The organism is Kitasatospora sp. NPDC048722 (assembly GCF_040650235.1).
In the GTDB taxonomy this organism is placed as follows: Bacteria; Actinomycetota; Actinomycetes; order Streptomycetales; family Streptomycetaceae; genus Kitasatospora.
Window position 1 is genome coordinate 1 of the sequence record NZ_JBEZGX010000091.1, and the last position, 26,545, is coordinate 26,545.

Annotated in this window: 25 protein-coding genes and 1 pseudogene; 11 read left to right on the top strand and 15 right to left on the bottom strand. The window is 72.3% G+C overall.

From position 1 onward, the window contains the following. The first annotated feature begins 97 nt into the window (after nucleotides 1-97). Complete coding sequence (locus AB0C76_RS38595) at nucleotides 98-1,684, top strand: CoA transferase (protein WP_359974727.1); 1,587 nt, start codon at nucleotides 98-100, stop codon at nucleotides 1,682-1,684. Next, nucleotides 1,669-1,858 (top strand): annotated as a pseudogene (locus AB0C76_RS38600) (VOC family protein); the annotation flags it as partial. The gene AB0C76_RS38595 and the pseudogene AB0C76_RS38600, both read left to right, overlap by 16 nt. Before the next feature lie 418 nt (nucleotides 1,859-2,276). Here the strand turns inward: AB0C76_RS38600 and AB0C76_RS38605 are convergent. Together AB0C76_RS38605 and AB0C76_RS38610 are read right to left on the bottom strand one after the other, a co-directional pair. Then, complete coding sequence (locus AB0C76_RS38605; protein ID WP_359974729.1) at nucleotides 2,277-3,395, bottom strand: acyl-CoA desaturase; 1,119 nt, start codon at nucleotides 3,393-3,395, stop codon at nucleotides 2,277-2,279. A gap of 7 nt (nucleotides 3,396-3,402) precedes the next feature. Further along, nucleotides 3,403-4,467, bottom strand: coding sequence for a ferredoxin reductase (locus tag AB0C76_RS38610; protein ID WP_359974731.1), 1,065 nt, complete (start codon nucleotides 4,465-4,467; stop codon nucleotides 3,403-3,405). Nucleotides 4,468-4,554: 87 nt separating this feature from the next. On the opposite strand from AB0C76_RS38610, the gene AB0C76_RS38615 reads away from it, so the two are divergent. Continuing rightward, nucleotides 4,555-5,694: a helix-turn-helix domain-containing protein gene (locus tag AB0C76_RS38615; protein ID WP_359974733.1), complete on the top strand. Its 1,140-nt coding sequence runs from the start codon at nucleotides 4,555-4,557 to the stop codon at nucleotides 5,692-5,694. A gap of 134 nt (nucleotides 5,695-5,828) precedes the next feature. On the opposite strand, the gene AB0C76_RS38620 is transcribed toward AB0C76_RS38615, so the two are convergent. After that, a complete protein-coding gene (locus AB0C76_RS38620; RefSeq protein WP_359974735.1) occupies nucleotides 5,829-6,425 on the bottom strand; it encodes a DinB family protein in 597 nt (198 codons plus the stop codon). A gap of 16 nt (nucleotides 6,426-6,441) precedes the next feature. Continuing rightward, the gene (locus AB0C76_RS38625) at nucleotides 6,442-6,825 is read right to left on the bottom strand and encodes a VOC family protein (RefSeq protein WP_359974737.1); all 384 of its coding nucleotides are present in this window, start codon (nucleotides 6,823-6,825) and stop codon (nucleotides 6,442-6,444) included. Between the two features lie 70 nt (nucleotides 6,826-6,895). Between AB0C76_RS38625 and AB0C76_RS38630 the strand changes: the two genes are divergently transcribed. Continuing rightward, nucleotides 6,896-7,924: a sigma-70 family RNA polymerase sigma factor gene (locus tag AB0C76_RS38630; RefSeq protein WP_359974739.1), complete on the top strand. Its 1,029-nt coding sequence runs from the start codon at nucleotides 6,896-6,898 to the stop codon at nucleotides 7,922-7,924. Between the two features lie 258 nt (nucleotides 7,925-8,182). Here AB0C76_RS38630 and AB0C76_RS38635 read toward each other — a convergent pair whose 3' ends face one another. After that, on the bottom strand, nucleotides 8,183-8,752 hold the full coding sequence (locus tag AB0C76_RS38635) for a MarR family transcriptional regulator (RefSeq protein ID WP_359974741.1): 570 nt from the start codon (nucleotides 8,750-8,752) through the stop codon (nucleotides 8,183-8,185). A 47-nt stretch (nucleotides 8,753-8,799) separates the two neighbouring features. Here AB0C76_RS38635 and pip point away from each other — a divergent pair, with 47 nt between their 5' ends. Continuing rightward, a complete protein-coding gene (gene pip, locus AB0C76_RS38640; protein WP_359974743.1) occupies nucleotides 8,800-9,759 on the top strand; it encodes a prolyl aminopeptidase in 960 nt (319 codons plus the stop codon). Between the two features lie 89 nt (nucleotides 9,760-9,848). On the opposite strand, the gene AB0C76_RS38645 is transcribed toward pip, so the two are convergent. After that, complete coding sequence (locus tag AB0C76_RS38645; protein ID WP_359974745.1) at nucleotides 9,849-11,147, bottom strand: amidohydrolase; 1,299 nt, start codon at nucleotides 11,145-11,147, stop codon at nucleotides 9,849-9,851. Continuing rightward, the gene (locus AB0C76_RS38650; protein WP_359974747.1) at nucleotides 11,144-12,436 is read right to left on the bottom strand and encodes an MFS transporter; all 1,293 of its coding nucleotides are present in this window, start codon (nucleotides 12,434-12,436) and stop codon (nucleotides 11,144-11,146) included. Before AB0C76_RS38650 ends, AB0C76_RS38645 begins: the two co-directional genes overlap by 4 nt. A gap of 82 nt (nucleotides 12,437-12,518) precedes the next feature. On the opposite strand from AB0C76_RS38650, the gene AB0C76_RS38655 reads away from it, so the two are divergent. Further along, complete coding sequence (locus tag AB0C76_RS38655) at nucleotides 12,519-13,598, top strand: Lrp/AsnC family transcriptional regulator (RefSeq protein ID WP_359974749.1); 1,080 nt, start codon at nucleotides 12,519-12,521, stop codon at nucleotides 13,596-13,598. A gap of 612 nt (nucleotides 13,599-14,210) precedes the next feature. Here the strand turns inward: AB0C76_RS38655 and AB0C76_RS38660 are convergent. Then, nucleotides 14,211-15,308, bottom strand: a complete 1,098-nt coding sequence (locus AB0C76_RS38660; RefSeq protein WP_359974751.1) for a PP2C family protein-serine/threonine phosphatase — start codon at nucleotides 15,306-15,308, stop codon at nucleotides 14,211-14,213. Nucleotides 15,309-15,482: 174 nt separating this feature from the next. Further along, a complete protein-coding gene (locus tag AB0C76_RS38665) occupies nucleotides 15,483-16,700 on the bottom strand; it encodes a cytochrome P450 (RefSeq protein WP_359974752.1) in 1,218 nt (405 codons plus the stop codon). A 165-nt stretch (nucleotides 16,701-16,865) separates the two neighbouring features. On the opposite strand from AB0C76_RS38665, the gene AB0C76_RS38670 reads away from it, so the two are divergent. After that, nucleotides 16,866-17,222 (top strand): arsenate reductase family protein, encoded by a 357-nt coding sequence (locus AB0C76_RS38670; RefSeq protein ID WP_359974754.1) that lies wholly within the window; start codon nucleotides 16,866-16,868, stop codon nucleotides 17,220-17,222. Nucleotides 17,223-17,243: 21 nt separating this feature from the next. On the opposite strand, the gene AB0C76_RS38675 is transcribed toward AB0C76_RS38670, so the two are convergent. Further along, on the bottom strand, nucleotides 17,244-17,714 hold the full coding sequence (locus AB0C76_RS38675) for a pyridoxamine 5'-phosphate oxidase family protein (protein WP_359974756.1): 471 nt from the start codon (nucleotides 17,712-17,714) through the stop codon (nucleotides 17,244-17,246). Between the two features lie 121 nt (nucleotides 17,715-17,835). Here AB0C76_RS38675 and AB0C76_RS38680 point away from each other — a divergent pair, with 121 nt between their 5' ends. After that, nucleotides 17,836-18,384: a DUF1697 domain-containing protein gene (locus tag AB0C76_RS38680; protein ID WP_359974758.1), complete on the top strand. Its 549-nt coding sequence runs from the start codon at nucleotides 17,836-17,838 to the stop codon at nucleotides 18,382-18,384. A 120-nt stretch (nucleotides 18,385-18,504) separates the two neighbouring features. Continuing rightward, a complete protein-coding gene (locus AB0C76_RS38685; protein ID WP_359974760.1) occupies nucleotides 18,505-19,050 on the top strand; it encodes a DUF1707 and FHA domain-containing protein in 546 nt (181 codons plus the stop codon). A 111-nt stretch (nucleotides 19,051-19,161) separates the two neighbouring features. Here AB0C76_RS38685 and AB0C76_RS38690 read toward each other — a convergent pair whose 3' ends face one another. Further along, a complete protein-coding gene (locus AB0C76_RS38690) occupies nucleotides 19,162-20,124 on the bottom strand; it encodes a DUF1152 domain-containing protein (RefSeq protein WP_359974762.1) in 963 nt (320 codons plus the stop codon). Between the two features lie 64 nt (nucleotides 20,125-20,188). Here AB0C76_RS38690 and AB0C76_RS38695 point away from each other — a divergent pair, with 64 nt between their 5' ends. Continuing rightward, complete coding sequence (locus AB0C76_RS38695; RefSeq protein WP_359974764.1) at nucleotides 20,189-20,806, top strand: hypothetical protein; 618 nt, start codon at nucleotides 20,189-20,191, stop codon at nucleotides 20,804-20,806. Between the two features lie 117 nt (nucleotides 20,807-20,923). Here AB0C76_RS38695 and AB0C76_RS38700 read toward each other — a convergent pair whose 3' ends face one another. Next, nucleotides 20,924-21,658 (bottom strand): hemerythrin domain-containing protein, encoded by a 735-nt coding sequence (locus tag AB0C76_RS38700; RefSeq protein ID WP_359974766.1) that lies wholly within the window; start codon nucleotides 21,656-21,658, stop codon nucleotides 20,924-20,926. Between the two features lie 247 nt (nucleotides 21,659-21,905). Next, nucleotides 21,906-22,964, bottom strand: coding sequence for an alpha/beta hydrolase-fold protein (locus AB0C76_RS38705; protein ID WP_359974768.1), 1,059 nt, complete (start codon nucleotides 22,962-22,964; stop codon nucleotides 21,906-21,908). A gap of 379 nt (nucleotides 22,965-23,343) precedes the next feature. Between AB0C76_RS38705 and AB0C76_RS38710 the strand changes: the two genes are divergently transcribed. Next, nucleotides 23,344-24,105: an SDR family oxidoreductase gene (locus AB0C76_RS38710; protein WP_359974770.1), complete on the top strand. Its 762-nt coding sequence runs from the start codon at nucleotides 23,344-23,346 to the stop codon at nucleotides 24,103-24,105. A 29-nt stretch (nucleotides 24,106-24,134) separates the two neighbouring features. Here AB0C76_RS38710 and AB0C76_RS38715 read toward each other — a convergent pair whose 3' ends face one another. Continuing rightward, nucleotides 24,135-24,356 carry a hypothetical protein gene (locus tag AB0C76_RS38715; RefSeq protein WP_359974772.1) on the bottom strand — a complete coding sequence of 74 codons (222 nt, stop codon included), beginning with the start codon at nucleotides 24,354-24,356 and terminating at the stop codon, nucleotides 24,135-24,137. Nucleotides 24,357-24,471: 115 nt separating this feature from the next. Next, complete coding sequence (locus AB0C76_RS38720) at nucleotides 24,472-26,172, bottom strand: carbohydrate-binding module family 20 domain-containing protein (protein ID WP_359974774.1); 1,701 nt, start codon at nucleotides 26,170-26,172, stop codon at nucleotides 24,472-24,474. Between the last annotated feature and the right edge of the window lie 373 nt (nucleotides 26,173-26,545).

Consider the following 26,545-nt stretch of genomic DNA (forward strand, 5'->3'; position numbering starts at 1 on the left):
GGAGAGCCGGACGGCCACTCCAGGGCAGCCACCAAGGGCAAGCAGCCATTAGCCACATCCGGCCCTCCCGGGCCGCCTAACAACTTACGGAGCAGTCATGTCCCTGTCCGACAGCATCGCCAAGGCGGTCGCGAACCCCGCGACCGACGACGCCTTCGACATCCACACCGCGCTCGACGAGGTACTCGGCACCATCGGGCTGAACCGCGCCGACACCGGCGGGAGCTTCACCTTCCGCGGCGCCGACCCGATCGTGCCCAGCACGCTGCGCCTGGGTGCGGCCACGTCGCTCGCCCTCGCCACCAAGTCCGCCGCAGTGGCGGCCCTCTGGCGGCAGCGCGGCGGGCGCGGCCAGGACATCTCGATGGACCTGCGGGTCGCCCCGCACCGGCTGTGCCCCTTCTACGACCAGAAGTGGGAGCTGCTCAACGGCTACCCGGGCGGCGCGCCGTCCGTCCCCACCCTTGCCTTCGTCAACGGCTTCTACCGCACTGCGGACGACCGCTGGGTGATGCCGCTCAACCCGTATCCCAACCTGCGCATCGCCGCCGAGCGCCTGCTAGGCGTGCCCGAGGACCCCGATGCGGTCGCCGCGGCGATCGGCACATGGCGGGCCGCCGAGCTGGAGGAGGCGGCCGAGCGGGCCGGGGTGGTGCTGCCGATGATCCGTACACCCCAGGAGTTCCTGAAGGAGCGGCAGTTCACCGAGGTCCTCTCCGGCATGCCGCTGGTGGAGATCACCAGGATCGGCGACAGCGACCCCGAGCCGCTGCCCACCGTGGGCGCGGGCGCGACCGCCCCGCTGGCGGGCGTACGGGCGCTGGGCATGGGCCACATCATCGCGGGCGCGGGAGCCGGCCGGGCACTGGCCCTGCACGGCGCGGACGTACTGAACCTGTGGCGGCCGGGCGAGCTGGAACACCCGGTGACGTACAACACGACCCAGGTGGGGGTGCGCTCGGCCACCGTGGAGCCGCGTACCGCAGAAGGTGCGGCGGTGATACGTGCACTGCTGGCCGGGGCCGACGTGTTCTACGCCAACCGCCGCCCGGGCCTGCTCGCCTCGATGGGTCTGTCCGAGGACGAGGCCATCGACCTGCGCCCCGGCCTGGTCCACGCCACCGTCTCACTGCACGGCACCACAGGCCCCTGGGCGAACCGGATCGGGTTCGACCAGACGGCCGGTTCGGTCGCGGGCCTGCTCCACCTGGAGGGCGACGGCGACCGTCCCGCACTACCGCCGATCACCGTGGTCAACGACTATCTGGTGGCCTGGTTCCTGACCGCAGGCATCGTCGAGGCGATGCGGCGGCGCGCGGTGGACGGTGGCTCCTACCGCGTCCATGTCTCGCTCACACGCGTCGCGCTGTGGATCCTCTCGCTGGGCGTCTTCGACAAGGCGTACGCCACGGCCGTCGCCGGAACCGGCGACGAGCACGCCTACCTGGACCCGGAGACCTTCACCGCCCGCACCCCGCTCGGCGACTACCAGGGCGTCACCGACCAGATCCGGATGTCCGAGACCCCGGGCGCGTACCGCCACGTACTGCTGCCGCGAGGATCCTCCCGTCCCACGTGGGAATCCGCGGCCCGCGCCGGAGCACGGCGCCGCCCGGACTACATCGTGCCGAAGGGGCGGAAAGCATCCCGAGCCGAGGAGTCCCGTCCATGCGGATCCATCTGACCAGCGCCTTCATCGTCGAGCAGGCCAAGGCCCTGCACTTCCACACGGAGGTCCTTGGCTTCGCGAAGAAGCACGACGTTCCCGTGGGCGAGACCGGCCAGTGCCTGACCGTCGTCTCACCCGAGCAGCCCGGCAAGCACCGAGCTCCTTGTGGAGCCCGCTCGCCACCCGGCCAGGAGACGGGCCGCCGACTCGCACTTCGTGGTACTGGCTCGACGCTTCTCGCCGCAGCTCATTCTCAAGGCCACAGCATGTGCACTGGTTGTGAAATGATCTTCCACGAGGCCCCTGTTTTCGCAGGCCAGAGGCATGTTCGATCAGAACTACGACCTGTAGAGGGCCCTCCGACCTGCGGAAACGCAGTTCGATCTCGGCATGAGTTCTGAGTAGTGCCTGTCGTGGATTCCAGGCCACTACCGCGTTCCCGCCGTCGGCGGCCAGGACCCCACAGGCACAGGACGCCGAGGCGAAGGCCCCCGGGTCGACGTCTCGGTGGCCGTCCGATACCGCGGTCGCCCACCGTCCGGAGCGAATCTCACCGAGCCCGGCGGTGCCGCCGGTACGGCCGAAGGATCTGGACCACTACCGGGAATCAGGCCGCGACGAGCTCCTTCTCACGGGCCGGTGTCTTGACCCTGGGCTTCTTGTTCGGCAGCGAGAGCCGGAAGACCTTGCGCCACGCGGAGAACACCTGCTTGGGCAGCGGCCCGGTGACGTACTCCAGCTCGTACTTCTCGAACAGCGCGCGCACCTTCACCGCGACGTCGGCGTACCGGTTGCTCGGCAGGTCCGGGAACAGGTGGTGCTCGATCTGGTGGGACAGGTTGCCCGTCATGAAGTGCATGGCCCTGCTGCCGCTGATGTTCGCCGAGCCCATCATCTGGCGCAGGTACCACTGGCCGCGCGTCTCGCCCTTGACGGACTGGCGCTCGAAGACCTGTACGCCCTCGGGGAAGTGCCCGCACATGATCACCGAGTGGGACCAGATGTTGCGGACCAGGTTCGCGGTGAACGTGGCGGCGAGCGTGGTGAGGAACGACGGGCCCGACAGCAGCGGGTGGATCACGTAGTCCTTGAGCACCTGCTTGCGGATCTTGCGGCCCACGGCCTTGGCTCGCGCGCGGAACTCCGGGTTCCTGCGGCGGCGCTTCTGCAGGTTCTTGCCGAGTTCGAGGTCGTACGCCGCGATGCCGTACTCGAAGAAGCAGGCGTTGACGAAGTTCCACAGCGGCTGGCCGAGGTGGAGCGGATGCCACTTCTGGTCCTCGTCGACGCGCATGATGCCGTAGCCGAGGTCGTTGTCCTTGCCGATCACGTTGGTGTACGTGTGGTGCAGCTCGTTGTGCGAGTGCTTCCACTGCTCGGCCGGCGAGACGTGGTCCCACTCCCAGGTGGTGGAGTGGATCTTCGGGTCCCGCATCCAGTCCCACTGGCCGTGCAGGACGTTGTGGCCGATCTCCATGTTGTCCATGATCTTCGCCACGGAAAGGCCGGCGGTGCCGAGCAGCCACGCGGGCGGGAAGATCGAGAACAGCAGCACGCCCCTGCTGGCCAGTTCGAGCTTGCGCTGCGCCGAGATGACCTTGCGGATGTAGGCGGCGTCCTTCTCGCCGCGGTCGGCGATCACCTCGTCGCGGATCACGTCCAGCTCGCGGCCGAGCTCCTCGATCTGCTCAGCGGTCAGGTGGGCGGTGGGGTCGATGGCGGTCAAGGCGCTTCTACCGTTCGATGTCGCAGGGGCCCGCCGCGGCGGACACGCAGGTCTGGATGAGGACGCCCGGCTCGGCCTCGGTGATCTCGCCGGTGCGCAGGTCGCGGACGGCGCCCGCCTTGAGCGGCGTGACGCAGCCGAAGCAGATGCCCATGCGGCACCCGGAGGGCATCAGCACGCCGGCTTCCTCGCCGATGTCCAGCAACGGCGTGGCGCCGTCCGCATCGACGGTCCTGCCGGTGGCGCTGAACGTGACCTCGCCGCCGTCGCCGTCTTCGCCGGCGACGACGCTGCGGGGGCGGAACCGTTCGGTGTGCAGGCGCTCTCGGACCCCGTGCTCGGTCCAGTGCTCCTCTGCGGCGTCGAGCAGGCCCGCGGGCCCGCAGGCCCAGGTCTCACGCTCGGCCCAGTCGGGCACGAGTTCGCCGAGACGGGCGATGTCGAGCCTGCCGTCCGTGGCAGTGTGCACCTCGGTGAGGCGCAGCCTCTGGTCCGCGACCAGGCCGTGCAGCTCGTTGCGGAAGATCACGTCTTGCGGCTGTGGCGCGCAGTGGACCATGACGGCGTCGTCGAACTCGCTGTCGCGCAGCATGCCCATCACGGGTGTGATGCCGCTGCCGGCCGTCAGGTAGAGCACCTTGGCGGGCTTGACCTGCGGCAGCACGAAGTCACCGGCCGACTGGTCGAGCTGGATCAGCGTGCCCGGTGTCGCCCTGTGGACGAGGTGGTTGCTGACCTTGCCGTCCGGGACCGCCTTCACGGTGATCGTGATGCGGCCGTCCGGGCGGCCTGTCGGCGAGGTGATGGAGTAGGCACGCCACAGGCGCCTCCCGTCGACGTCGACCCCGATCCGCAGGTACTGACCGGCCGTGTGGCCGCGCCAGCCCCGTCCCGGCCTGATCACGACGGTCGCGGCGTCACCCGTCTCGGGGTGCACGGCCTCGATGCGCCCACGCAGGTCGGCGCCCGCACGCAGCGGGCTGACCAGGTCGAGGTAGTCCGACGGCAGCAGCGGCGTCGTGACCATCTCCAGCAGTTTCCACGCCCTGCTGCGCAGGGCTGCACTCGTCATGACTCCAGCTTGCTGCGCCTCAAGGCGTAAAGTCCTGACCGTAGGACGTGAATCTGGTCGGATGAATTGTCCGCAAGGAACAAGAACGTGAGCCATGCAATCCGGAGGGCCAGCGAGCTGGTCCTGGACGAGACGACGGTCACCGCACTTCGGGCCGCGCTGCCGGCCACCGCCGACGAGGTCGTCGAGGCGATCATCGACGAGGTCCCTCCCTACGCCAACGCCCTCTCGGGCCGCATGGGCGGCACCATCCGCCGAGCCGTCCGCACCGCCCTGGGGCACTACCTGGACCTCGCGAGCGGGACAGCCACGGGTGGCGACGGCGGTGACGCGGCCTACGAGCTGGGCCGCGGCGAGGTGCGCGACGGCCGTTCGATGGACGCCCTGCTCAGCGCCTACCGCGTCGGCGCCCGCGTGGCCTGGCGATGCCTGGCAGCGGGCGCCGTACCCGCAGGTCTGCCCGCCGCCGAGGTCGCCAAGTTCGCCGAGCTGACCTTCGCCTACATCGACGAGCTCTCCGCCGCGAGCGCCGCGGGCCACGCCGACGAACTGGCCGCACGCGGCAGGGCCCACGAGCGCCACCTGGAACACCTGGCCCGCGACCTCCTCGCCGACGCGAGCCCGGACGTGCTGCTGGCCTCTGCGCAACGAGCCGGGTGGCAGCCCCCGGCTTCACTGACCGCCGTCCTGCTGCCCGCCGCCCAGACCCGGCCCGCCTACCGCACGATCGACCCGAACACCCTCGTCCTCGACGATCTGCCGGACGCCACCGGTGTGCTGCTCGTCCCCGACGCCGACCGACCACACCTCTTGCGGCAGCTGACCGACCGCACCGCCGTGGTCGGCCCGGCCCGGCCCTGGACCCGTGCGTCCGCCTCGTACGCACGAGCCGCACGCGCGCGCGCCCTCTCCCCTGAGATTCGCGACACCGAGGACCACCTGCCCGAGCTCGTGCTCAGCGCCGACATGGACGCGTTCGCAGACCTGCGCGCCCGAGCCCTCGCACCGTTGCGGCCCCTGCCTGCCGCGACCGCACGGCGGCTGGAGGAGACCTTGCGGGCATGGCTGCTGCACCAGGGCAGGCGGGACGAGGTGGCGGCAGAGTTGTTCGTCCACCCTCAGACGGTCCGGTACCGGATGTCGCAGCTGCGGGAGCTGTTTCCGGATCTCGCATCGCCGCACCGGGTCCTCGAACTGACACTGGCGGTGGGTCTCCAGGTCAGCTGACGCGCACGTCGACCGTCCACGACCGCGTCCGCGTGGAGGCCGGCAAGCCGGCAGGCCGGCAGGCCGGCACCGCACCCACGGCCGAGCCCTCGACCACGGCACACCGTGCTCCTGGTGCGGCCGGCCCGGTCCCCTCAGCTCTGCTCGGCCGCCGCTGCCACTCGGTCGCGGTACGCCGCCCACCACTGCTCGTCCGCCGCGGGCAGCCGCTCGACCCCTGGGCGGTATCCTGCCGTGCCGTCGATCAGCTCGCGGACGATGTCGGCGTGCCCGGTGTGCCGCTCGGTCTCGGCGATCAGGTGGACCAGCACCCGGTGCAGGCTGGCGGCACCGGCCTGCACCGGCCACCACGGAACGTGGCCGACGGCGTCCAGGGGCAGGGCCTCGATGGTGGCGTCGGCGTGCAGCCAGGCCTTGCGGTAGGTGTCCACGACGTAGTCACGGGATTCCTCAGCGGTGGCCCACTGGTCGGTGTTGGGCGCGAGCCCCGCCGGGCCGAGGTCCGGGCGGAACCAGGGGACGGGTTCGGCGTAGTGCCGGTCGAACACCCAGCCCAGGTAGAGCAGCTCGACGCCGGCCAGGTGCTTGACCAGGCCGAGCAGGTTGGTCCCGGTCGGGGTGAGCGGGCGGCGGACATCCCGCTCCGTCAGGCCGTCCAGCTTCCACAGCACGGTCTCGCGGGCGTCCTGCAGGGAGCGGCGCAGATCGGTCTTGGGGTCGGTGGTCGTCATTCGAGGGTCTCCGATCTCAGGCGCCGAGCAGGCCGACGGGGTTGCCGTCGGGGTCGGTGAACAGGGCCATCCGGTCCGTTCCGGGCAGGTTCCGCGGCTCCAGCAGGCGGCTGCCGCCCAGTTCCTCGGCCTCGGCGAGCGCCACGTCCACGTCCGCGACGCGGAAGTAGACGACGATCCCGGTGTACGGGCTGCCCGGACCGGCCTGGCCGATCCCTCCGGTCGGGCGTCCGTCGTCCGCACCCACCAGCGCGTAGGTCTCGTCGAGCTCGGCGACGGGCCAGCCGAACAGCTTCTGGTAGAAGCGGCGGGCGCGCGGCGCGTCGGGGGTGGAGATGTCGAACCAGGCAACGGTATGCGGGTACCCGGAGTTCGCCGGATTCGTCGTGGGGCTCGTCATGAAGTCCTCCTCGGGGCGTCGGAAAGCCTGTCGAAGAGGTGACTCCGGCAATGGGGCAGAATCGTCGCCCGTGAGCGAGGAAATTTCCGGAACCTCCGCAGCCGCCGACCTGGCGCTGGCACGCGATGGCGACGACGCCGCCTTCACCCGTCTGGTGACGCCACTGCGCCGGGAACTGCACGCCCACTGCTACCGCATGCTCGGCTCCACCCACGACGCCGACGACGCGTTGCAGGAGGCCCTGCTCCGCGCCTGGCGCGGTCTGGACCGATTCGAGGGCCGAAGCTCGCTGCGTGCCTGGCTCTACACGGTGGCCACCCGCACCTGCCTGGACGCCGTCGACCACCGCGGCAGGCGTGCCCTGCCGGTGGACCTCGGCCCGGCCGCGGACCACACAGTGCTCGACGGCACGCCGTTGACGGAGGTCGCCTGGCTGGGCCCGTACGCCGATGCGGGCCTGCCCGCCGGCCCGGCCGGCCCCGCCGCCAGGTACGAGCAACGCGAGGCCGTGGAACTCGCCTTCGTCGCGGCCGTGCAGCACCTGCCTGGTAACCAACGGGCCGCGCTGCTCCTGTTCGACGTCCTCGGCTTCTCCGCCGCCGAGATCGCCACGATGATGGACACCTCCGTCACCTCGGTGAACTCCACCCTGGCCCGCGCCCGGCGACAGCTCGCGGCCAAGGTGCCGGACGTGTCCCAGCAGCAGACCCTGCGGATGGTCGGCGACGCACGGGTACGGGAGGTCGCGGCCTCGTTCGCCACCGCCCTGCAGTGCGGCGACGCCGACGCCCTGGTCGCGCTGCTCACCAAGGACGTCACCTGGTCGATGCCGCCGATGGCGCAGTGGTACGCCGGAGTGGACGCGGTGATGGACTTCGCGGTGGCCGTCCCGCTGACCCGGTGCCCGAGCTGGCTCTACCGGCTCACCACGGCCAACGGACAGCCGGCGGTGGCCTTCTACGTGGGTGCGGCACCGGACGCAGTGCACGAGGCCTGGTCGATCACCGTCCTGACCCTACGCCAGGAGCGAGTGTCGGGGATCGTCTCGTTCCTGGGGGCGGAGCACGTCGTGGACTTCGGACTGCCCGCGATGCTCTGACGTTCGGCCCGTCGTCGGGGGCAACGGACGGGCTCTCAGGTGGAGAGTTCTGCCGGACGCCGGAGCAGAATGCCCGGTGCCCGCCGCGGGATCAGCCGCGCCGGCCGGGCCGGTATGTGCACCACCATCCCGTCTGGGCCGTGCCGCCGCGCCGTTTCCGCCGCAGGCGTGCGCCCCGAGCCGTCATCGACGGGCGGTGCCGGTGCGGAGACCGTGTGCTGACCGAGCGCCTCCGAGCTGCGAGTCACCCGAGAGGAGTCATCCGGATGAGCGCTGATGCACCACTGCGGGCCGACCGGAGAAGGGTGACCCTTCCCCGGTCGGCCCGCCGGCGCCGAGGGCGGGTGCCCCCTGGCTCCGACACGCCGCCGCGATCCGCTCCCGGAACGGGCGTCGACGTACCGCTTCCGCCACCTCCGCCAGCAGGTCCGCCAGCGGCATCGAGAGCTCCGCGTCCAGTTCCGCCATCGCCGCCACCGTCGCCTCCCACTCCGCCTCGATCTGCGGCAGCAGGGCACGGGCCTTCGGGGTGAGCTCGACCAGTCGGCGGCGGGCGTCTCGCGGGTCAGGGGTGTGGGTGACCAGGCCCGCCCGGGCCATCTGGGCCGCCGTCTGACTTGCGGCCGAGTGCGTGACGCCCACTGCTGCGGCCAGGTCGCGAACCGAGAGCGGACCCTCGGCCAGAAGAGCCCGTACAGCCGGCGAGAAGCGTGGCCGGTATTCGGCGAGGCCCTGCTCCTCGTAGACCTTGGCCACGTCACCGTCGAGCAACTCGAGGACGTGGCGGAGCAGACTGCCAACGGCCACCGGGTCCGGATGGTTCTTCACCCTGTTAGCCTAACAGCGCTGTTAGATTTCAGGAGGGGACATCCCGCATGGCCGAGCTCCATCCCCCCATCGAGCCGTACGAGCACGGCATGCTCGACGTCGGCGACGGCAACCGCGTGTACTGGGAGACCTGCGGGAATCCCGCGGGAAAGCCCGCCCTGGTCCTGCACGGCGGACCCGGGTCCGGCGCGGGGCCGTTCTGGCGGAGGCTGTTCGACCCGGCGGCGTACCGCATCGTGCTCCTCGATCAGCGAGGGTGCGGGCGGAGCACACCCGACGCCGGTGATCCTCGGACCTCACTCACCGTCAACACCACCGCGCACCTGATGGCCGACATCGAACTGCTGCGCCGGCACCTCGACATCGGGAAATGGCTGGTCATCGGCGGCTCGTGGGGAGCAACCCTGGCACTGGCGTACGCCGAGCAGAACCCCGCACGCGTAACCGAGCTGGTGCTGTTCAGCGTCACCAACACCACCCGGCGCGAGGTGGAGTGGATCACCCGGGACATGGGGCGACTCTTCCCCGAGGAATGGGCCCGGTTCCGCGACGCCGTACCGGAGCGGGAGCGCGACGGGAGCCTGGTGGATGCGTACGCCCGGATGCTCTCCGATCCCGATCCGCTCACACGGGAGCGTGCGGCGCTGGAGTGGTGCCGATGGGAGGACGTGCACGTGTCCGTCCAGCGGGGGTACACGCCCAGCCCCCGTTACGAGGACCCGCACTTTCGACTGCGCTTCGCCCGCCTCGTCACGCACTACTGGCGGCACTCCGGCTTCCTCGAGGACGGGGCACTGCTGCGCGGTGCCGGTAAGCTCGCCGGCATTCCCGGCGTGATGATCCATGGACGGATGGACATCAGCGGGCCCCCGGACATCGCATGGCGGCTGGCGCAGGTGTGGCCGGACGCGGACCTCGTTCTGATCGGTGACGAGGGGCACGGACTCTCAGGGGATGCCACGACGAGCGCCGTACTGGCGGCCACGGACCGGTTCCGGCCGGCCTAGCCGCCCGGTCCAGGGTGGTGTCGCGGCAGCGGCGGACGGTCTTGCGGCCGCGGCCGGGGCGGCGCCCGATGTCGCCCGAGGAGGTGGTGCTACCGGGCCCGTGGCGGCCGGTCGGCGCCGATCCACTGGGCGGCCGCGCCCAGCATGGCCCGTACGCCGCGGTCGATGGTCGGGCCGGGTACCGGCGCGTAGTACGGGGAGTGGTTGAACGGCAGGCCGGCGGGCAGTTCGCCGGACATCAGCGCCGTGATCCCGTCCTCGCCGAACGCCGCCGGGTCGCTACCGCCGAAGTGCCAGAACACCGACGGCACCCCGAACGCGGTACCGAAGTTGCCGAAGTCCTCGCTGCCCGCGAGCGGCCACGGCAACGGGAACACCGCCCCGTCACCCAGTGCCGAGCGGAGACCGGCGACCGCCCGGTCGGTGGCCCGGGCGTCGTTGACGGTCAGCGGCAGCGCGGTGAGGGGTGTGATCTCCGGTTCCTCCGGCGCGCCGGAGGCGGCCGCCTCGGCGCGGACGATCCGCTCGACGGCGGCCAGCACCCGCTCGCGTACGCGGGTGTCGGTGGTCCGGACGTTGACCTTCAGCTCGGCCTCGTCCGGGATGATGTTCTGCCTGGTGCCGGCGTGGATCGAACCGACCGTCACCACGGCCGACTGGTTGGCGCCGATCTCGCGGGACACGACGGTCTGCAGCCGCATGACGACCGCGGCGGCCAGCACCACCGGGTCCACCGTGTGCTCCGGCGAGGAACCGTGGCCGCCCCGGCCGAACAGCCGCACCCGGAAGCTGTCCGACGCCGACATCACCGGCCCCGGCCTGGTCACGGCGACGCCCACCGGCAGCGGCCCGACGTGCTGGCCCAGGCAGATGTCCGGGCGCGGGAAGCGGTCGAGGAAGCCGTCGGCGGCCATCGCCGTCGCGCCTTCGCCGTTCTCCTCCGCCGGCTGGAACACCGCCACCACCGTGCCCCGCCAGGCGTGCCGGTGCGCGGCCAGCTGGCCGGTGGCGCCGAGCAGGCAGGTCACGTGCATGTCGTGCCCGCAGGCGTGCATCACCGGCACCTCCTCCCCGTCCCCGTCCACACCGGTGTCGGTCGAGGCGTACGGCAGCCCGGTCGCCTCCAGGACCGGCAGGCCGTCCATGTCGGCACGGAGCAGCACCACCGGGCCGTCCCCCGAGCGGAGCACGCCCACCACGCCGGTCCCGCCGACGTGCTCCGTGGTCTCCCAGCCCTGTGCCCGCAGCTCCGCGGCGACCACGGCGGCCGTGCGCCGCTCCTGGAAGGCCAGCTCCGGGTGGCGGTGCAGGTCCCGGTACAGCTCCTCCAGGGCGGGCAGGCGCTCGGCCAGGCCTTCGGCGAGCGGGAGTCGTTCGGTGTCGGTCATGCGAGTTCCTTGTCGATCTCCGCGCCGGCGGCGGGCCGGCGACGGTGGAGGGCGGCCAGAAAGGCCTCGGTGTGCTGGGGGGTGGTCAACGAGAGGACGGCGGCCAGGGTCGCGCCGACCACCAGGAAGGCGAAGGCGGCGCGGAAGGAGACGGCGTCGGCGAGCGCACCCATCACCACCGGGGCCACCACGCCGGCGAGCTGGCCGCCGAAGATGATCATCCCGGAGCCGGCCCCGGCCAGTTCGGCCGGCAAGCTGCGCATCGGCACCGCGAAGATCGGCATGAAGCTCAGCCCCGCGCCCGCCGCGGCCAGCGTCAGCCAGCCGACGAACGCCGCCGGTGAGTGCACCGAGGTCATCAGCAGCACGCCGACCGAGGTCACCGCCATCGCGGGTGCCACCACCAGGCCGTGCCGCCCGCCGAGGCGGTCCGCGAGCCGTCCACCCGCGACGGCGGCCAGCGCCGACACCACCGCGGGCACCAGCGCCGCCGCACCAGCCCCGGTCAGCGAGAGCCCGCGCTCGTCGTTGAGGTACGTGGGTACCCAGGTGTTCAGGCCCCAGACGATCAGGTCGTAGCCGAAGAACATCGCGGCGAACCGCCACATCACCCCGGAACCGAGCAGGGTCCGCACGCCACCCGTGCCGGGCCGGGTGTGCGGCGCGGCCTGAGTGGGGCCGGGAAGCCAAAGCCGCAGCGCCGCGTACACCAGCACACCGACCGCGGCGATGGAGAAGAACGTCGACCGCCAGCCGAACGCGACGATCAGCGGTGCACCCAGCGCCGGGGCGACCACCGCCGCCAGGGCGTTCGAGCTGGACACCAGGCCGTTGGCGCTCATCCGCTGACCCGGCGTGGTGCGCTCGCTGACGGCCTTCATCGCCGCCGCGGGGAAGATCCCCTCGGCCGCGCCGAACAGGAACCTCACCACCAGCAGCAGCACGAACGAGGCCGCCAGCCCGGTCAGCGCCGTGAACACCGACCAGACCAGCAGCGCCCATCCCGCCGTCCGCTTGGCGCCGAACCGGTCGGCCAGCAGCCCGCCCGGGATCTGGCACAGCGCGTACGCCAGGAAGAACACCGACACCGCCAGGCCCTGCTCGGCGCGGTCCAGGGCGAACTCCCGGCCGATCGAGGGCAGGGCGAGGTTGATCACCAGCCGGTCCACGTAGTCGACCAGCCAGGCGCCGAACAGCAGCGCCACCGTGATCCGGGCGGTCCGGTCGAGTCTCTCCCGTCTCTCCCGGCGGGGTGGGGCCTGCGTGGCGGTAGTGGGGGGTGTGGCCACGGGCGTTCCTCTCTAGAGTGGGCCGCCGCGGCACGCGGAGGGTGGGCCCAGGATCCGGCCCGTCGACGGAGAGGAGCCCGAAATGCAGGAAACCGGCACCTGGCCCGGCGCTGCACCGGAATCCGGCAACGCCTTCTCCGAGCTCGACCTCGCCCTGGTCGACGCGCTCCAGGCGGACCCGCGCGCCCCTTGGACCCGGATCGGCCCCGCCCTCGGCGTGGACGCCACCACCGCTGCCCGGCGCTGGGAACGGCTGACCTCCCTCGGTCTGGCCTGGGTCACCGCGTACGCCGCCCCCGGCACCGCACCGGTCGCCTACGTCGAGGTCGAGTGCCGGGCCGGGACGGTGCGACAGCTCGCCGAAGCCCTCGCCGAACTGCCCTGGGTGTTCAGCATCGACCACGTGGCGGGCGACTTCGACCTGTTCCTGTCCGTCTGCGCCGACGACCTGCCGGGGCTCGGGCAGCTGGTCCAGGAGATCGGCACCCGTCCGGAGGTCCGCGTCACCCGTGCCCGGCTCGCCCTGCGCACCTACCTGGAGGGCAGCGCCTGGCAGGTCCGGGCCCTGGCACCGGGTCGGCGCGCCGGGCTGACGGGCCCGGTCCAGACGGACCCCGGCGCGCAGCCATTCGGAATGCCGTCCTACAACCGGACCGATCTCGCGCTGCTGATGGCCCTCGGCGAGGACGGCCGCGCCAGCTACACCGAACTCGCCGCCCGCACGGGCATCAGCGAATCCACCGTCCGCCGTCATCTCGGCCAACGACTTCGCCAGCGCGGGCTGCTGCTGCGCTGCGACCTCGCCCAACGGCAGGCTGGTTGGCCGGTGATCGTCAGCTACCGCGCGGCTGTTCCGCACGCGGCACTCGACCGGGTCGGCTCGATGCTGGCCCGCCTGCCGCAGACCCGGCTGTGCGCCTCCGTCACCGGGTCGTGCAACCTGTTGCTCGCACTCTGGCTGCGCACGACCGAGGAGATCGCCGCAGTCGAGGCGATGTTGGCGGAACGGGCCCCCGAAGCGCAGCTCCGCGAGCGCACCGTCACTCTGCACACGGTCAAGCGGATGGGCCGCCGGCTCGACCGGCACGGCCGCGCGCTGCGCCACATTCCGATGATCACCCCGCCTGCCATCACCGGGGAGACCCGCACGGACCTGGCGTGACCCGCCAACCGGCGCACCCCTCAGGCCCTCCGGCGTCCCTCCGGCTCGCCCCCGGAAATGGGGCCGGCCAGGGACGGCTCCCTCGTCGTTGCGCCTCGAAATCGGCAGCGGAGGTGTCGCCCCCACGTGCCGGCGAATGCCGGCGTACCGCTCGCTGCCCACTCGGGCGAGGCGGCCAGCCGGTCCTCGAATCCACGTCCCTGCCCAGTCGCTCATCGTCCGTTCATTCACCGGCACCAGTGACACGCCGCATACGCCAGGACCAGCCCACCGGACCGGGAGCGGATCGCCGCCGTCGCCCAGTGGGACGCACTGGAGCTGGAGGGATCTGCTCCCCGGGTGGCGCCGCGATCGCGGTCCGCACCCGGGAGGAGTGGCAGCGGCATCCGCAGGGACGGCTGTTGCAGGACGGGCCCCTGATCCAGTTCGGATGTCCGCCCCTGCCGGAGAGAGGACGCGGAGTGGTGGGTGTCGGAGACGATCACGTACACCGTTCCCAGGGACGGCGCCCCCGGCTGCGAGGCCTGAAGCGCGGTCGGATCCGTGACGACGGCATGGTGCAGCAAGGACGGCACGACGAGGACTCCCGCATCGTGTGAAACCCGGCCCGGGTCAGGCGGGCTCGGGGGCGAGGGCCAGGAGGGCGAGGTCGTCGGCCAGGAGGCCCGCGTACTCGTGGACGTCCTGGGCGAGGAAGGTGACCACGCGGTCGGGGGACGTCGTGCCGAGGGCGGCGAGGCGTGGGGCCAGGGGGTAGAACGTGCCGGTGGCGTCGCGGGCCTCGCTGACGCCGTCGGTGTAGAGCAGGACGGTGCTGCCCTGCGGGAGGGCCACGGCGGTGGGTTTGCCGTGGTCGTCGGCGGGGGCCAGGTGGCCGAGGCCGAGCGGGAGTTCGTCGGGGCAGGCGATCGGCGTGATGGTGCGGCCGGCGAGCATCAGCGGGGTGGTGTGGCCGCGGTTGACGATCTCCACGCAGTCGGAACCCGGGCGGTACTGCAGCAGGACGGCGGTGGCGAACAGTTCGTCGTCGCCGCGGTCGGCGGCGTCGCGGAGCACCGCGCGGTCCAGCTGGTCGGCGATCTCGACCAGGTCGGGGGTGTCGTGCGCGGTGGCCCGGAAGGCGCCCAGCACGTCCGCGACCGTCCGCACCGCGCCGAGGCCCTTGCCGCGGACGTCGCCGAGGAGCACCCGCACGCCGAACCGGGTGTCGCACACCTCGTACAGGTCGCCGCCGACCAGCACCTCGGCCTGGGCAGGCCGGTAGAGGCCGGCCACCCGCAGCCCGCCGGCGCGCTCCGGGACCGGGCGCAGCACGGTGCGCTGGAGCGTCTCGGCGACGGTGCGGGCGTGCAGCAGGTTGCGGTTCTGCCGGATCCGCTGCCAGGACAGGGCCGTGCCCATCACTCCGGAGAGCAGCGTCGCGATGTACACCCAGACGTGGTGCTGTTCGTCGATGTGGCCGGCCCGCAGGGCGAGGACGAGCTGGAGCGCGATCGAGCCGACGGTGGTCGCGGCGGTCAGCACCGGACCGTAGCTGAACGCCGCGACGACCGGCAGCGCGGTGAGCAGGAACCCGGCCGCGACGGCGTCCGGGACGATCGCCTCGGTGAGGAGGTCCAGGACGAGCAGCAGAACGGGAAGCCAGGGCACCCAGCGCGGCACCCTGGGTTCCACGGCCGCCCGGAACGGCGGGCGGGGCGCTGCGGGCACGGGGGGAACCTCCTGGACCACCGGGCGGAATGACCGTTTCGTCCCTCCATGCTCCACCACGGTGGACCCCGCCACGAACGGCCGAACGTCCCGGATGCGTGCGGTCAGGGCCGGTCGGCGGAGGGTGACGGGCGAGGGCCGGTCGGCGGGCAGGGGTGACCGGCTCCGGCGGGGTCAGCGGACGGTGACCGGGAGCGTCTCGTAGCCGCGCAGGACCAGGCGGTCGCGGCGGGTGGGCACGCCGCCCGGGGCGAGCCGGGGGAAGCGGTCGAGCAGGGCCGCGACCGCGACCTCGGACTCCAGGCGGGCCAGCTGGGAGCCCAGGCAGAAGTGCGGCCCGGCGCCGAAGCTGAGCGGCTGGCTGCCGGTGCGGGTCGGGTCGAAGACCTCCGGGCGGTCGTAGCGGGCCGGGTCGTGGTTGGCGGCGCCGATCATGACGAGCACCGTGCTGCCGCGCGGCGCGGGCAGGTCGTCGACGGTGAGGCCCTCGGCGAGCGCGATCCGCGAGGTCAGCTGGACCGGCGCGTCGTAGCGCAGCACCTCCTCGGTGAAGGCGGCCGGGGTGAGCGCTCCGGCCCGCAGGGCGGCGGCCGCGTCCGGGTGGCGGAAGAGCAGGGCGAGGCCGTTGCCGAGCAGGTTGGTGGTGGTCTCGAAGCCGGCCACCAGGAGGAGCACCAGGTTGGCCAGCAGCTCGCGGCCGGACAGGCGCGCGGGGTCGTCCGCGGCGATCCGGGCCAGGTCGGTGACGAGGTCGTCCTGCGGGTGGCGCAGGCGCTCGGCGGCCAGCCCGGTGAAGTACCCGGCCAGCTCGTCGGCGGCCTCGTCGGCGACGTCGAGTTCGGCCGCGTCCTGGACGAACTCCAGGGCGACGGTGAGGTCCGCGGCGAGAGCGCGGAAGAGGTGGCGGTCGCCCTCGGGGACGCCGAGCAGTTCGCAGATCACGCCGACCGGGAGCCGGTGGGCGAAGGCGTCCATGAAGTCGACCGGCGAGCCGTCCGCACCGGCCCCGGCCATCTCGTCGAGCAGCCCGGCGACCGCCGCCTCGACGGCCGGCCGCAGCGCGGCGACCCGGCGGGCGGTGAACACCGAGGCGATCAGCGAGCGGACCCGCGCGTGGTCGGGCGCCTCGCGCTCCAGGATCGAGCGGCCGAACAGGTCCAGCGAGGAGTGTTCGGCGAACTCGGGGGCCAGGCCGGCCTGCATCTCGGGGGTGGCGACGCCGAAGCCGGGGGTGCGCAGCACCCGGTCGGCGGTGCCGTGGCCGAGGGCCAGCAGGAAGCCGGGCCCGGCCGGGGCTGCACTGCCCAGCTCGTGCGCCCGCGCGTACAGCGGGTACGGATCGGCCCTGCCCTCGCTGGTCAGAAGGTGCTCGACGATCGCCGCGCCGTCCATCCGCTGCTCCCCTCCCCGGCCGGTGTCCCCGGCCCGGACCGCTGCTTCCGGTTCGTGAAACCACCGGCGGGCGCCCGGGAGTTCCCGGAGCACGGCCGGTTCGGGTGCGCGGTCCGGGCCGGAGACGGTCCGTCGGGCGCGGCGGCGCTCGGTAGGCTGGGCGGCATGGAGATCTGGATCAACCCCCGCTGCGGCAAGTGCCGGTCGGCGCTGACCGAGCTGGAGGCCGCCGGGGCCGAGTACACCGTGCGGCGCTACCTGGAGGACCCGCCGACCGCGGCCGAGCTGGAGGCGGTGCTGGAGCGGCTCGGCCTGGAGCCGTGGGACATCACGCGCATCGACGAGCAGGTCGCCAAGGACCTCGGGATGAAGCAGTGGGCCAAGGAGCCCGGCGACCGGACGCGCTGGATCGCGGCGATGGCCGAGCACCCGATCCTCATCCAGCGCCCGATCATCACCGCCGACGACGGCCACGCCGTCGTGGCCCGGACCCCCGAGGCGGTCAAGTCCGTCCTGCCGTAGCGCGCCCGGCCCCGGGACCGGTCAGTGGAGCATGATGCGCTCCACCGGCCGGCCGGGGTGCCAGTTGAAGACCCACAGGTGACCGTCGGCCACGCCGGTGTGCACCACCTGGTCCAGGTCGAGCCGGAACGCGTGGAACGGGCCGGGCGGCGGCTCGGGCAGATCGGCGACGTAGGCGGTGAGCTCGGCCTCGTCGGTCAGCTCCACGGCGCGGCCGGACAGCTTGGAGTCGCCGCCCGCCATGGTCTCGTCGCCCGGGTGCGAGTGCAGGGCGAAGCGGCCGTCGCGCTGGAGGTCGCGGGCCTTCACCGAGCCGTACATCGACCCGAGCATCGCGTCGGCGCCGATGAAGTCGACCTCGGTGCCGCTCACCCGGGGTGATCCGTCCTTGCGCAGCGTCGCCAGGACGTGGTGCCGGTTGGCCTCGAACCGGGCCCGTACCAGGGGCGCGACGTCGGGGGCCTCCTGCTCGAAATCCTGCCAGGTAGCCATGGCGCCAGTCTCGCACCGGGCACCGACAACGGCCCTGCCCCGCCCCGCCCCGCCCCGCCGCCGGGATCCCGCCACAGCCGCCCGCCGCAGCCTTGTCGGTGGGCGGTGCCACACTGGCCGGGTGACCACCACGACCACGTACATCGCGTTCCTGCGGGCCATCAACGTCGGCGGCCGCACCGTGAAGATGGAGCGGCTGCGGGCGCTCTTCACCGAGCTGGGCCTGGGCGGCGTCCGCTCGTACATCCAGACCGGCAACGTGTTCTTCACGACGGACGAGCCGGACCGCGCCGCCCTCACCCTGCGCATCGAGCGGCACCTGGAGGAGTCGCTCGGCTACCCCGTCCCGGTGATGCTGCGCACGGTCGACGAGGTGGCCGCCGTGCTGGCCGCCGAGCCGTTCCGGGGCGTCGAGGTGACGCCCGACGTCCGGTTGGTGATCGCCTTCCTCTCCGAGCCGCTGCCCGCGGACCTCGCCGCGCCGCACACCTCCCCGAAGGGCGACTACGACGTGCTCGGGGCGGACGACGGCGCCGTGTACATCGTGGTGCACCTGAAGGACGGCAAGTGGGTCACCAACGACATGTTCGGCAAGCGCTACGGGGGCTCGGTGACCTCCCGCTTCCTGCACACCACGGAGAAGATCCTGGCCGCCGCCAGGAAATCCTGACCGGACCGCGGAACCGCCGGCCGGCCGGCGGTGTCCTGCTTCCCGGGGGGAGGCGGGATCACCGGGCGGCCGGCTGCCGGAATCTGGACAGCCGGGCACGGCGCCGCCGACAATCGGGACATGACGCAGCCTGAGATCCGGACGCACGCCGTCCGGCCGTCCGAGGACGAACGGGACCGGGCCCTCGGGGTGCTGCGCGACGGCGCGAGCAGCGGCCGACTCTCGCACGACACCTTCCTCGGCCGGATGGAGGTCGTCCTCCAGGCCACCAGCCGCGCCGAGTTGGACGCGGTGATGGCCGACCTGCCCACCGGGGGGCCGGTGGAGCGGTTCGTGCTGCGGACGGTGGGCCGGATCTCCGCGTTCGGCGAGCGGATCGGCCGGGCCTGGCGCGTCGAGAGGCTGCCCGGACTGAACCTCCCGCAGGCCGGCGCGACGCAGTTGACGATCGGTCGGATCCCCGGCTCCGGGCTGCGGCTGCACGACGCCTCGGTCTCCCGCCACCACGCCGAACTGCGGCACGAGGGCGGTGGCTGGGTGCTGTACGACCTCGGCTCGACCAACGGCACCCACGTGAACGGGCACCGCATCGCGGGCGGCGTCCGGGTGCGCCCGGGCGACCAGGTCCGGTTCGGCAACCTGGAGTTCCGCCTCGCGAACGGCTAGCCGCGAAGCGCCGGCAGCGGCGATCCAGCGGCACGGCCGCCGCCGGTAGCGGCGAAGCGCCGGTAGCCGTGAAGCACCGGTAGCCGTGAAGCACCGGCCGCGCGGCCGCGGTCAGTGCGGGAACTGCCGGGGTGGGCGCAGCTTCGGCAGCTCGTCCTGGAACTCGCCGACGACGGTGCTGATCTGCCGCATCAGCACGGTGCGTTCGAGCCGGTCCAGGTAGCGGTGCTCGGCGGCCAGGGCCTCGACCGTGACCCCGAAGTAGATCGCCATCAGCGGGTTCACGAAGAGCTCGCCGTCCTTGGTGCGGTCGGTGAAGCGCACGTCGCCGAACTCGCCGCGCAGCGCCGCCGCCACCGAGCCGTTGACGATGCTGGGGTGCTCGGGGAAGGCGGCCCTGGCGTGCTCGACGGCGTCCAGGTAGAGCGCGCCCTCGCGGCTGTCGCGGGGGACGGAGAAGGCGCCGAGGTAGCCGCCGGCCCGGTCGAGGGCGGCGAGGTTCTCCAGCACCAGTGAGTGGTTGACGCCGTGGTAGGCGTCGACGCCGAAGCCCAGGCAGGCGACCAGGCGCTCCGGCACCTCGGTGAGGCCGGCCACCGCGCCGAGGCTGGCCATGTCCTCCTCGGGGGTGCCGAGCCCGGCCTCGTCGCCGCGCATCAGGATGTCGGTGCCGCCGTCGACGAGGAGGACCGCGTCGACGCCCAGGTGTCCGGTGAGCAGCCGGTAGGCGTCGCGCAGCGGTTGGACGCCGACCGAGGGGAACGCCCAGACGGTGTCGGGCATGCCGTGCAGGTGCAGCCAGCGGGCCAGGGTGCGCTCCGGGAAGTAGCCCTCGGGGGCGGCGGTGTCCGGGCCGATCCGGGCGACGTCGGGCCCGAACCACGCGTCGCCGGGCAGGCCGTAGAGGTGGGTGAAGGAGAGGTTGGCCAGGTGCACCTCCTTGCCGGCGGCGCGCAGGGCGAGCGCGATGGGGAGGCCGGCGTAGACGTCGAAGCCGCCGCCGGCGCCGGCGACCAGGATGCGGTCGGCGGCCAGCAGACGGGTGATCAGCGGAGGTTGAAGCAGCGAGGTCACCGGCGGGACGGTAGCAGGCCCGTGTGACCCGGGCGCTGTCGGTGGCGGCTGCGAGGATGCGGGCATGACCCAGGAGGTGCCGATGTCCGAGCTCGACCCCGAGGTGCTCGGCGAAGCCCGCGACCGGGCGCGCGAGTTGATCCGGTGCGGCTTCCAGGAGCCGGACGAGATAGCCGAGTCCCTGGCCGAACTCCTCGACGACCAGGGACTGACGGAGGAGGCGGCGGAGCTGATCGTCGCTCCGCTCTGGGAGGAGCGGCTGGCCGAGCAGGCCGGCTGGCCCGAGGTCACCGACGTGGACCGGCTGGGCGCTGCCTTCGACGCACTGGAGGAGGAGGGCGTCGTCGCGGCGATGGACTTCACCTGCTGTGCGAGCTGCGGCTACGCCGAGATCGGCGACGAGGCCGACGAGGAATCGCGCGGTTTCGTGTTCTTCCACCAGCAGGACACCGAACGCGCCGCCGCCGGGCGGGGTCTGATGCTGCGCTACGGCGGTTTCCGGGCGGCCGGCGGGCAGGAGCGGGAGGGCTCGGCGGACGCGGCGGCGCTCCGGACGGTGGAGATCGGGCGGGAGGTGGTGGCCGCACTGAGGGCGGAGGGCCTGTCGGTGGAGTGGGACGGCTCGCCGGACAAGGCGATCCTGGTCTCCCCACTGGAGTGGCTGAACCGCCTGCCGGAGTAGCCGCCGCCCGCGCCGCCCGCCGGGGCCGTACGCAGGCAGGACGCGCCGGCCCGTCGCCGCATATGCCCATGGCACTGCCACGCGCGTAGATCGACGGCCCGCGAAAAGGCCCCGGGCTCAGTCGGGGAGGATCCCCCAGTCGCCCGCCGGCCCCCACAGCGGCGAGGTGCAGCGCTCGTAGGTCGCCCGCCAGTGCGGCCAGGAGCGGGCCACGTCGTCGTCGCACTCGGCCAGCAGCCGGTCGACGACGGACGGCTCCACGCCTTCCAGCAGCCAGGCCAGCGCGTCGGCCGAGCCCGGGCCGTCGGCCGAGCGCAGCAGGTCCAGCAGCTCGGGCAGGCTGCCCACCCGGGAGTTGTCGGCGAACACGCCCGCCATCCGCGGGAGCAGCTGACGCTCCTCGATCCGCAGGTGCGTCTCCAGCCGGGCCGCCAGGTCCTCGATCGCGTACGCCACCGGCCAGACGCTGCCGGTGTCCCGGCTGGCGATCCGGACCAGCGTGGTGACCCGGGTGAACGAGTGGTCGAGGTTGTGGTGGTCCGCCTCCAGCCAGTTGAGCAGCAGCCGCAGCTCGGGCGCGAAGCGGCGCACGATCGGCCAGATCCGGCTGTCCTGCTGCTCGTGGTGACAGGTCAGCATCGCCGTCACGAAGTCCCAGTGCCGCAGCAGCGCCTCGCCCTTGGCGTCCTCGCCGGGCTGCAGCAGCCGCAGCGCGTTGGGCAGCCGGGCGAGGTCGCGGCGCAGCGCGGCGTGCACCAGCCGCAGCCCGGCGAAGCGGACCGCCTGTGGCTCCTCGTCCTCGGTCCGCTCGGGCACGGTGGCGGACGGCGGCGGCAGCAGGTGGATCGGCATGGCACTCTCTTCACGAATCGGCGGGTCGTGCGGATCACGGCCCCCGGAAGGCGGCCCCGTTCACTGTGCGTACAGTCGATCAGAGGCGAATCAATGTCCGATTGACGCGCAGGTCACAGCCTTTTCCGCAGCCCGGCCGACGGCGGTGGCGCGGGGCCGCGGAGAGTGCCGGATGAAAAGAACCGCCGGTGCCGGGGGACGAATCCCCGGCACCGGCGGTGGGCGTGCAGGCGTGCAGCGGACGGCGTCAGTCGGCCGCCGGGCCCGCCAGGTTCTTGGTGAGCCACTGCAGCGTGTCCGGGATCATCTTCTTGAAGTCCGAGGTCAGGTGCTTGCCGCCGGGCTGCTCGTAGTACTCGATGGCGACCGGCGGGGCGGCCTTGGCCACCCAGCTCTTGACCACGCCCTTCTCGTAGGCGTTGGCGCCGCCGGCGGTGACCAGCATCTTCACGTCGGCCTTGCCCTGGGTGACCAGCACGTCGGGGTTGTTGGCCATCCGCTCGGCGTCGTGGCCCTTCCACAGGTGGGAGTCCGGGATGAAGTAGCCGTCGATCGGGACGGCGGCCTTGTACACGTCGGGGTACTGGAGCGAGAGCTTGGCGCTGCAGAACCCGCCGGTGGAGGCGCCCATGATGCCCCAGCTGTCGCGGCCCTTCAGGGTGCGGAAGTTGGCGCGGACCCAGTCCGGGATGTCCTGGGCCATCCAGGTCGCCATCTTGGGCTGGCCCGGGATGTCGGAGCAGTCCAGCGCGTTGCTCTCGTCGCTGTTGAAGTTCTGCACCGGCATGATCATGATGAACGGATGGGCCTTGCCGGCCTTGGCCAGCTGCTCGTCCTCCTCCTGGATCGGCAGCTGGTTGTCGGTCCAGGTGTTGTAGCCGTTGCTCTGGCCGCCCGCGTAGAGGGTGAGCACCGGGAAACCGGTCTTGGCGTACTTGGGGTCGTTGTACTCGGGCGGCAGCCAGACCCACACCTGGCCGGTGACGCCGGACTTCGCGCCGGCCAGCTTGGTCATCATGATCGGACCGGCGGCGGTGTCGCGGACCTTGGTCAGCGAGGGCTGGCCGGTCGGCATCTGGACCTTGCCGCCCGAAGCCGCGGCCGCGCCGGTCTGCGCGGGGGCGCCGGTGGCAGCGGCCGGGTCGCCCGGGACCGCGCTCGTGCCGGCCGTGCTCGGGGTGCCGGCCGCCTTGGCGCTGTCCCCCTTCCCGCCACCGGAACTCCCGCAGGCGGCGAGCGAGGCAGCCAGGGTGAGCACGGCGGCACCGGTCAGAACGGCGCGGGAACGGGACGACTGCCTAAGCACGGTGAGGACTCTCCGACCGATGACGCGCCCGGGCCGGCTGGCCGGGCGGCGGCCCCCGGGTGGGGCCGGACAGGCCCGGGGGCGCCTCGGCGCGGCCCCCGGAAGTGCGGCTCGCCGCAGCGCGCCGTCCTGCGATCTTATGACGTGGGCCGGGGCGGCCCGGTTGCGCGTCGGCCACCGGAAATCCAATGTTTGTTCGCGATCAGGTAAAACCCCTCACATGTCCCGTGCGGCCCCCGCCGGACGGCGGGGTACACAGCGGACGGTGCGCCGGGCGACGCGATCTTTGGGTCCTTCCACCAGTGACGGCGGCCCCGCCGATCGACGACGATCGGCTCAGAACCGAGCCGGCTCGGACCCGAGAACCAGGAGCGCCGCCATGTCCCAGCAGACCGCCGCCGTCACCGGAACCGCCGTCGTCACCGGAGCCGGCAGCGGGGTCGGCCGGGCCGTCGCGGTCGAGCTGGCCGCCGCCGGCTGGCAGCTGGTCCTGGCCGGGCGCCGGGCCGAGCCGCTGCGCGAGACCGCCCGGCTGGCCGGCGGCGCGGCCGCCGTCGTGCCGACGGACGTCACCGACCCGGCGGCGGTGGACGCGCTGTTCGCAGCCGCCGCCGAACGCTTCGGCCGGGTGGACCTGCTGTTCAACAACGCGGGCGGCTTCGGCCCCGCCGTCCCGGTGGACGAGCTGGAGGTGGACGCCTGGCGCTCGGTCGTCGACCTCAACCTGACCGGTGCCTTCCTCTGCGCCCGGGCCGCCTTCCGGCACATGAAGGCGCAGGACCCGCAGGGCGGCCGGATCGTCAACAACGGATCGATCTCCGCGCACGTCCCGCGCCCGCACTCGATCGCGTACACCGCGACCAAGCACGCCGTCACCGGGCTGACCAAGTCGCTCTCACTGGACGGCCGTCCGTACCGGATCGCCTGCGGGCAGATCGACATCGGCAACGCGGCCACCGACATGACGGCGGCGATGAGCGCCGGCGTGCGGCAGGCGGACGGACGGATCGCGCCGGAGCCGACGATGGACGTGGCCGATGTCGCGCGCACGGTGCGGCACATGGCGTCGCTGCCGCTGGAGGCGAACGTGCAGTTCGCGACGGTGATGGCGACCACGATGCCGTACATCGGACGCGGCTGACCCACCGCGCCCACGTGATCCGTCATCCGTCATTCGTCGTGCGAGTGGCGGTAGCGCAGTTCCCCGCCCTCCCCGCCCAGCCGGTAGACGCTGGTGGTGGGCCAGTACTCGCCGCTCTCGGCACTGGGCAGCTGGGCCCGCAGCAGCATGCGCAGCGAGGGCGGCGGGGCGGCGGCGTTGACGCGTTTGCGGTGACCGTCCCAACGCCCGCCGCAGAGTTCGACGTCGAGGACGACGGGGGCGGTGCTCATCTCGCGATGGTGCCAGCGCGGTCGCCCGAAACGGGGGTTTGAAACGGTCGGGCCACCCGTAGGAGGGATCCCCGTCACACCGCGCTGACGCAGTCGACGGGGATCCCGGCACCCGCTACGACCGCCAGGTGTCGTTCAGCGCGACCGTCCCCGAGGAGGGCACCGTCGCCGTCCGGTTGGCGCCGGACTCCCAGGTCACCGCCCCGCCCGCGCCCTTGATGACGTACTTGTACTGGAAGGACGTGCCGGCCGGCAGGGAGAGCGCAAGCGACCAGACCGGGTAGCCGGAGGACGAGAGCGGCAACGCCTTGGCCGGGTCCCAGGCGCCCAGCGCCGGGTTGTCGCCGACGACGTAGACGTTCTGGCCGTACGAGGTCGTCGCGTTGACGTTGAACGAGGCGCCGGAGACGTTCGTCCCGGGCTGGACGTACAGCGCGACCGCGTCGCCCGCGCCGACCGTCGCGGTGAACTGCCCGTTCGCGCCGACCTGGTAGGTCGGGCCGGTGCAGCCGCCGCCCGGCTGCGGGTCGCCGTGCTGGACGTCGCAGTAGGTACCGGCGGGCAGGCCGGTCTGGAAGGTCTGCGTGATCGCGCCGGTCTCGTGGTTGATCGCGACGTAGCCCCGGTTGCCGCGGCCGAAGGCGATCGCGTTGTTGCCGTTGGACCACCAGTCGGTGACGCCGGTGCCGGCGACGGCGTTGCGGAAGCCGACCATGTTGGCGATCTGCCGCCAGGCGTGGGTGCAGTTCCAGCCGTCCTGGTAACAGGCGTTCACGGTGCCGCCGTTGGGCGGGCCGTCGTCGTTGCTGGTGAACGCGTAGCCGGAGTAGACGTTGGGCGAGCCGTAGGTCGAGGCGAGCAGGAACACGTTGGCCAGCGTGTAGGTGTTCCCGTAGGTGTAGTTGAGGGTCGAACCGTTGCGCTCGGTGTCCCAGTTGTCGATGAAGCTGCGCGCCTGGCCGCTCGGCAGGTAGCCCCAGGAGGCGCCCCAGCCGTTGAGGTTGGCGAGCTTGTCCCCGGTGAAGATGCGCTTGAGGTCGGTGCCGACGCGGAACTCGTCGACGTCGCCGTTGCCGGTGTACTCGGACGGCTGGATCGGCTCACCGGCGCCGTAGATGACCTCCTGGACCCAGAAGGCGTTGGGGTTGGCCATCTTCGCCTTGATCGCGGCCAGGTCGGTGGCGGCGATGTGCTTGGCGGCGTCGATCCGGTAGCCGTCGACGCCGAGCGAGGCCAGGTCGTCCATGTAGTGCGCGATGGTCTGCTGGACGTACGCGCTGCCGGTGTCCAGGTCCGCGAGGTTGACCAGCTCGCAGGTCTGCACGTTGGTGCGGTCCTGGTAGTTGCTGACCGGCTGGCGGCAGGTGTGGAAGTCCTGGTCCTGGTAGACGCCGGGGTAGTTGTACTTGGTGTAGGCGGTGCCGCCGGTGCCGGTGCCCGAGCCGGCCGTCATGTGGTTGATCACCGTGTCGGCGACGACCTTGACGCCGGCCGCGTGGCAGGTGTCGACCATGTTCTTGAACGAGGTCCGGTCGCCGAGCCGGCCGGCGATCCGGTAGCTGACCGGCTGGTAGGAGGTCCACCACTGCGGGCCCTGGATGTGCTCCTGGGGCGGCGAGACCTCGACGAATCCGTAGCCCTTCGGGCCGAGGGTGCTGGTGCAGGCCTGGGCTACGGAGTCGAAGCGCCACTCGAAGAGGGTCGCGGTGACGTCCTTGCCGTTGTTGGCGGGCGGGGCGGCCTGGGCGGTGGGGGCGCCGAGGCCCGCGGTGAACGAGAGCGCGAGCGCCGCCGAGGCGGCGAGCGCTCCGGCCACGCGGGCGGGCCGGCGGGTGGGGGCGGTGGTGACCACGTCGTCTCCAAGGGGGGCGGCTGGGGTGGGGCAGCCAGGGTGCAGGAAGTTTCTGTAACTTGCCGGAAACTTGCAGCGAACTTAGATCCGCTGGGAGACACCGTCAAGGCAAGGAACGAAACGTTTCCGCATCAGTAGCCGCCGGCCGCCGGGCGGTGCCGTGGGACGCGAACACGACGAGGGCCCGACAGCCGGATGGCTGCCGGGCCCCGCCTACCGACCGAAGGTCAGCCGGTCTGGATGGAGGTGTCGTCGATCACGAAGCTCGTCTGCAGCGAGGCGTCCTCGGTGCCGGTGAACTTCAGCGTGACGCTCTTGCCCGCGTACGCCGACAGGT